The following is a 5,602-nucleotide window of genomic DNA, read 5'->3' as shown; positions in this document are numbered from 1 at the left end:
GATAAATACTTTCACAATTTTTAGTGAATCTGTCACAACTTCGATACAGGATTTGCATATTTTTGTTACGTTTTCCCTATAAGAAAAGTATAAACCCAGATATATATGTAGTCCTTCCTATTAAAGACCAATGACAACCTCAATGAAAGATTTAAAGTTCATGGCGTTTCCAACTTATTCATAGCAGGTAGTTCTGTGTTTCCTACAGGAGGATATCTAATCCCACATTCTCGTCGCTTTGGCGATTAGGCTAAAAGACAATGTAAAAACGGTGATGAAATGGAATACGGTACTACTTACGGTAACCCATGAAAAATATCCTTCAGCTTTTGCTTTTAGGTTAGATGGCTAGTCATTCTTAGCAAAATTGAGTCATTTTAACAAAAGACACAGAGGTATCTAACATGACTTTAGTTAACAGTGAAAACTTTAGGTTCTATGACAAAAAAGCGAAGATGAGACTGATTTCGTTAGTCAAGCAAGTAACTTGGCTTGGGTTAGGTTTTACACTGGTGCTGCTATTGACAAAAGGTCACCCATCTGAATTTATGATTGGTTTATACTTGTGTTTTACTTTCTTTGTTACTTGGAGTAAACACTGGTGGTTTGAGAAGAAGCCAGAAAATGTTTTAACAATTTCTCCACCTCTCAACCATAAAGAATTAAGCGATACAGAAAATGAACTAGATTGTCAATCTAATTTGATTGAGAAGGCTCTTCATCTGAAATCTCAAAGTCACAACAACAGTATGAACTTTATCCTTGCCAACCTTAAGAATGCTCAACTTGCGGATCTTAACCTCAACTGTGCTTATCTTAGCGGTAGCAACCTAAGTCATGCTAATCTGAGTGGAGCTAGCCTATGGAATAGTAACTTCAGTACTGCTCAGTTAGTAGATACCAACTTCAGTAATGCCATCTTGAAGAATGCAAACCTCAGTAGCAGCAATCTCATAAATGCAAATCTCAGTAGTGCTGATTTGAAAGAGGCAAATCTCAGTAATGCTAACCTCAGCAATGCTGACTTGAGGGATACTGATTTGAGTGGCGCTAACCTTAGCAATGCTGACTTGAGCGATGCAAACCTCAGCAGTGGAAACCTAACTAATGTCTATTTATGGAGTGCAAATCTCAACAGGGCTAACCTTTTGGGTGCGAATCTTAGTAGTGCTTACATGAACAGTACAAAACTGAGGAATGCAAACCTAAGCGGTGCTTTGCTTAAAGACACCAATCTGAGTGATGCCAAACTTCAAGAGGCGAACCTCACCGGTACTAACCTCTGTGGTGCAAATCTTTGTTGTGCTAATTTGAAGAACGCTAATCTCAGCAATGCCAACTTAGAGAATGCTAATCTGGAGGGCGCTAATTTGGAAGGTGCTGATCTTAGCACAGCCAATCTTAATGGTGCTAACTTACGTTGTGTCAGGATTAACCAGGCAACACAGATGCATAAAAAATGGCTTTGAGTTTGGGAAACTTTGATTCTTTCCGGTGAGCTTCACGTTGATGTCATTCTGTAAACGCAACCCAAAGGCTTCCCGCAGGGTGCGAAACGCAGTGTAGCGAAAAATCTCAAGAGATCTTTAGCTATGCTTATGGCTCACGCCACGGCTACCGCAGTACGCGCGCTCGTCCCAAAGGGACACGCTGCTTTGTACCCCGCTTCGGGGGCGCTTGCGCTGACGCGAACGCTCAACATGACATTTCAAACATTTTTGCAACAGACATCATGAGCGATCGCTCACAAGGAACAATGAAAATGATGCTCGAACGATTTTGCATGCTTTGAGCCTCTATTTTCAAGGCAAGTCTATTTTGTTAAAAAATCAAATAGAGTTCTTATATATATCTATAGTTCGTGCTATATATGGAAAAATCGCTAAAAATCCTATTTTTTTGACATCTACCTTCATATGCTCAAAGATGCTCGTTTAATCTCTGCAGAACAAGTAATTGAAACAGAAGTTTGTATTGTTGGTGCAGGCGCAGCTGGAATCACCCTAGCCCGTGAATTTATTGGACATAAAACAAAAGTTTGCCTTGTGGAGAGTGGCGGACTTGAGTTTGATCCACAAACTCAAGCGCTTTCTGAGGCATTAACCGTTGGAGATCCCTTTTTGTCACTTAAAGAGATCCGGTGTCGAAGGTTCGGGGGCAATTCAAACCTTTGGTCGATAAAGATTGGTAAAGGGCGCAAGGGCGTCCGGTATGCCCCTTTGGACGAAATTGATTTTGAGAAGCGAGCAGGGCTACCCTACAGCGGTTGGCCAATTGAGCGATCGCACTTAGAACCGTTCTACAAACGTGCTCAATCAGTTTGTCAAGCAGGTTCGTTTGCCTATGATCCTGATATATGGGAGGACAAACAAGCGAAGCGGTTACCCCTGAATGAGAACCAAGTAGTGACTGCAATGTTTCAGTTTGGACCTGGAGATATATTCAACCAGCAGTATCGGGACGAGCTTAGTAGGGTTGATAACATTACTGTTTACCTCAACCTAAACGCCCTTGAGATTGAAACTAACGAGTCTGTTAGAACAGCCACTCGTCTACGGGTTGCTTCTTTGCAGGGACAGCAGTTTTGGATAGCTGCCAAGGTGTTTATACTCGCCCAGGGTGGGCTAGAAAATCCCCGTACGCTGTTGATGTCCAATCGTCAGCAAACGGCTGGCTTGGGCAACCAACACGATTTAGTCGGCAGATTTTTTATGGATCATCCCTTAGTTCAAGGTGGCGATTTTATCCCTGCTGACGCTAACTTATTTAACAAAATGCCTCTGTACGATCTACGTCGTGTGAACGATGTTCCAGTATTAGGCTATTTCAAACTCTCGCAAGAGGTTATGCAGCGTGAGAATTTAGTCAATATGAGCACCGTTCTGTTTCCACGACCTAGTAAGCGAGGACTCAAAGCAATTGAGTCTTTTAAAGCTGTGGCTCAAGCGCTTGCTCATGGCAAACTTCCACAGGTTTCTGGTCAAGATTTTCTCAATATCATCGGTGGTATTGATTACGTGATGCTTGCCAATTACCTGGCTGCTACTAAAAATCAGTCCTTGCTGCATGGATTCCACAGAGGTGGATGGTCAGAATTGCCAAATAACCAACACAGGTTTAAAGTCTTTGAGGTTATTCATCAAGTCGAGCAAGTACCCAATCCTGCTAATCGAGTTGTTTTGAGCAAAGAACGAGACGCACTAGGGTGTCAAAAGCTAGAACTTCACTGGCGCTGGGATACTGACAATGCCCTCAACATTCAGCGTTCTCAAGAAATCATGGCTCAAGAAATTGCTTCTTCTGGGTTAGGTGAATATAGAATACAGTACAAAGAAGGTCTTCCCAAGCTTGGTATGCCTGCTGGTACCGCCCATCACATGGGAACAACCCGAATGCATATTGACCCCAAACAGGGAGTTGTTGATGAGAATTGCCAAGTTCATGGCATCTCTAACTTATTCATAGCAGGTAGCTCCGTTTTCCCTACAGGAGGATATGCTAACCCTACCCTGACAATTGTTGCACTTTCAATTCGTTTGGCAGATTGGATTAAGAAGTCCCTAGTAAGGGCTGACACAAATTTACTCGTATCTAGTCATTGCTAGACCTATACAGACCACGCTTAATTCGCTTTCCTGTGAAGCTAGGCGTGGTTTTTCCATACTTGGGGACTGCATCACCGTCTCAGGCGCTAGCCTTACTTGTATAGGCTTCCTCTAGCGACTACCAATTTAGGAAGTGGTAGTCGCACAATGAAAAAGCCACAATAGAAGATAGAGGCTGTATACAATGAAGCCTTGTCTTGAATATGGAGTTTGTTATCAGTGGTATTACAAGTACAAACAAGCACCTACGAAGCCAAAACCCAAGAAATCGCTAAACAGCTTCTAGCCGCGACTCAAGAGAATCGTTCCTTCTTTGCTGCACTGCGAGATCAGATGCGCTGGGACGATAAGTTGTTAGCTTGGGCGATGAGCAATCCGGGCTTACGGGTGCAACTGTTTCGCTTTATTGATACTCTTCCTGCTTTACGTAGTAAACCAGAAATTGCAGCCCATTTACAAGAATATCTGGGTGATGAAACAGTAGAATTACCTACAGCCTTGAAGGGAATGCTGGGCTTTGCTAATCCTGATTCTATGCCTGGACAAGTCGCTGCGACAACTGTTTCCACAGGTGTAGAAACATTAGCTCATAAATATATTTCTGGAGAAAATATTAAACAGGCGCTGAAAACAATTGAGCGACTGCGTAAGGAAAAGATGGCTTTCACCGTAGACTTATTGGGTGAGGCTGTGATTACCGAAGCAGAAGCGCAGTCTTATTTGGAACGCTATCTAGATTTGATGCAACAATTGGTGCAAGCATCGAAGAGTTGGACGCCAGTTGGGTTGATTGACGAAGCTGATGGACAACCATTACCAAAAGTCCAGGTTTCTGTGAAGTTAACAGCGTTTTACTCGCAGTTTGACCCGTTGGATGCTAAGGGTAGTGAAGAACGGGTGAGCGATCGCATCCGCACTCTCTTACGTCGTGCCAAAGAACTAGGCGCTTCTGTTCATTTTGACATGGAACAGTATGCATACAAAGACCTCACTTTCAGCATTTTGAAAAAACTTTTAATAGAAGAAGAGTTTCGCTCTCGTACAGATATTGGTATGACAATTCAAGCCTATCTGCGCGATAGCGAGCAAGATGCACAAAACTTGATTGATTGGGCAAAACAGCGCGGTTATCCGATTACAATTCGTTTGGTGAAAGGCGCGTATTGGGATCAAGAAACTATAAAAGCAGAACAGAAGCATTGGCAACAGCCAGTTTATAACGATAAAGCGGCGACAGATGCAAATTTTGAGAGAATAACTCAGTTATTGCTAGAGAATCATCAATATGTGTATGCTGCGATTGGTAGCCATAACGTGCGATCGCAAGCTCATGCAATAGCAATAGCACAAAGCTTAAATGTCCCCCGCCGTAGCTTTGAAATGCAAGTTCTCTACGGTATGGGCGATAAACTAGCTTCATCGTTAGTTGATAGAGGTTATCGCGTTCGAGTTTACTGTCCTTATGGAGAACTTCTTCCAGGAATGGCGTATCTAATTCGCCGCTTGTTGGAAAATACTGCTAATAGTTCCTTTTTGCGGCAAAATATGGAGAATCGCCCCGTTGAGGAATTATTAGCGCCGCCAGTCGTAAACTCCGCCTCTGATGCTTCCCCCTCGCTTGCGGGGGGGACTGAGGGGGGGTTCTCGGGTGCTCCTGATACAGATTATGCTGAGGAAGAGGAGAGGAAGGAGGCTGTTCAAGCTTTCCAAAATGTCCGTCAGCAACTTGGAAAAACTTATCTCCCTCTGATCAACGGTGAGTACGTTCAGACGCAGCAAGTTGTAGATTCTGTTAACCCCTCGAATTTTAGTGAGGTTGTCGGTAAGGTTGGACTCCTGAGTGTTGAACAAGCGGAACAAGCAATGCAAGCCGCGAAAGCTGCGTTTCCTGCTTGGCGCAAAACACCTGTAAAAGAACGCGCTGGGATTTTACGAAAAGCGGCTGATTTGATGGAACAACGCCGCGCTGAACTTTCGGTTTGGATAGTTTTGGAAGT

Annotated in this window: 3 protein-coding genes and 1 pseudogene; all 4 read left to right on the top strand. The window is 43.4% G+C overall.

The window, feature by feature from the left end; genetic code table 11:
• Positions 1–171: 171 nt before the first annotated feature.
• Positions 172–249, top strand: a pseudogene (locus DP116_RS30575) (hypothetical protein); the annotation flags it as partial.
• Positions 250–404: 155 nt separating this feature from the next.
• A complete protein-coding gene (locus DP116_RS26640) occupies positions 405–1,469 on the top strand; it encodes a pentapeptide repeat-containing protein (protein ID WP_169158007.1) in 1,065 nt (354 codons plus the stop codon).
• Positions 1,470–1,916: 447 nt separating this feature from the next.
• On the top strand, positions 1,917–3,605 hold the full coding sequence (locus tag DP116_RS26635) for a GMC oxidoreductase (RefSeq protein WP_169158006.1): 1,689 nt from the start codon (positions 1,917–1,919) through the stop codon (positions 3,603–3,605).
• A 219-nt stretch (positions 3,606–3,824) separates the two neighbouring features.
• Positions 3,825–5,602 (top strand): proline dehydrogenase family protein (locus tag DP116_RS26630; RefSeq protein WP_169158005.1); only part of this gene is annotated, 1,778 nt, incomplete at its 3' end.

It is taken from the genome of Brasilonema bromeliae SPC951 (assembly GCF_012912135.1).
Lineage (GTDB): Bacteria > Cyanobacteriota > Cyanobacteriia > Cyanobacteriales > Nostocaceae > Brasilonema > Brasilonema bromeliae.
Note: the sequence above shows the minus strand (reverse complement) of the source record. Positions and strands in the feature narration are given on the sequence as shown.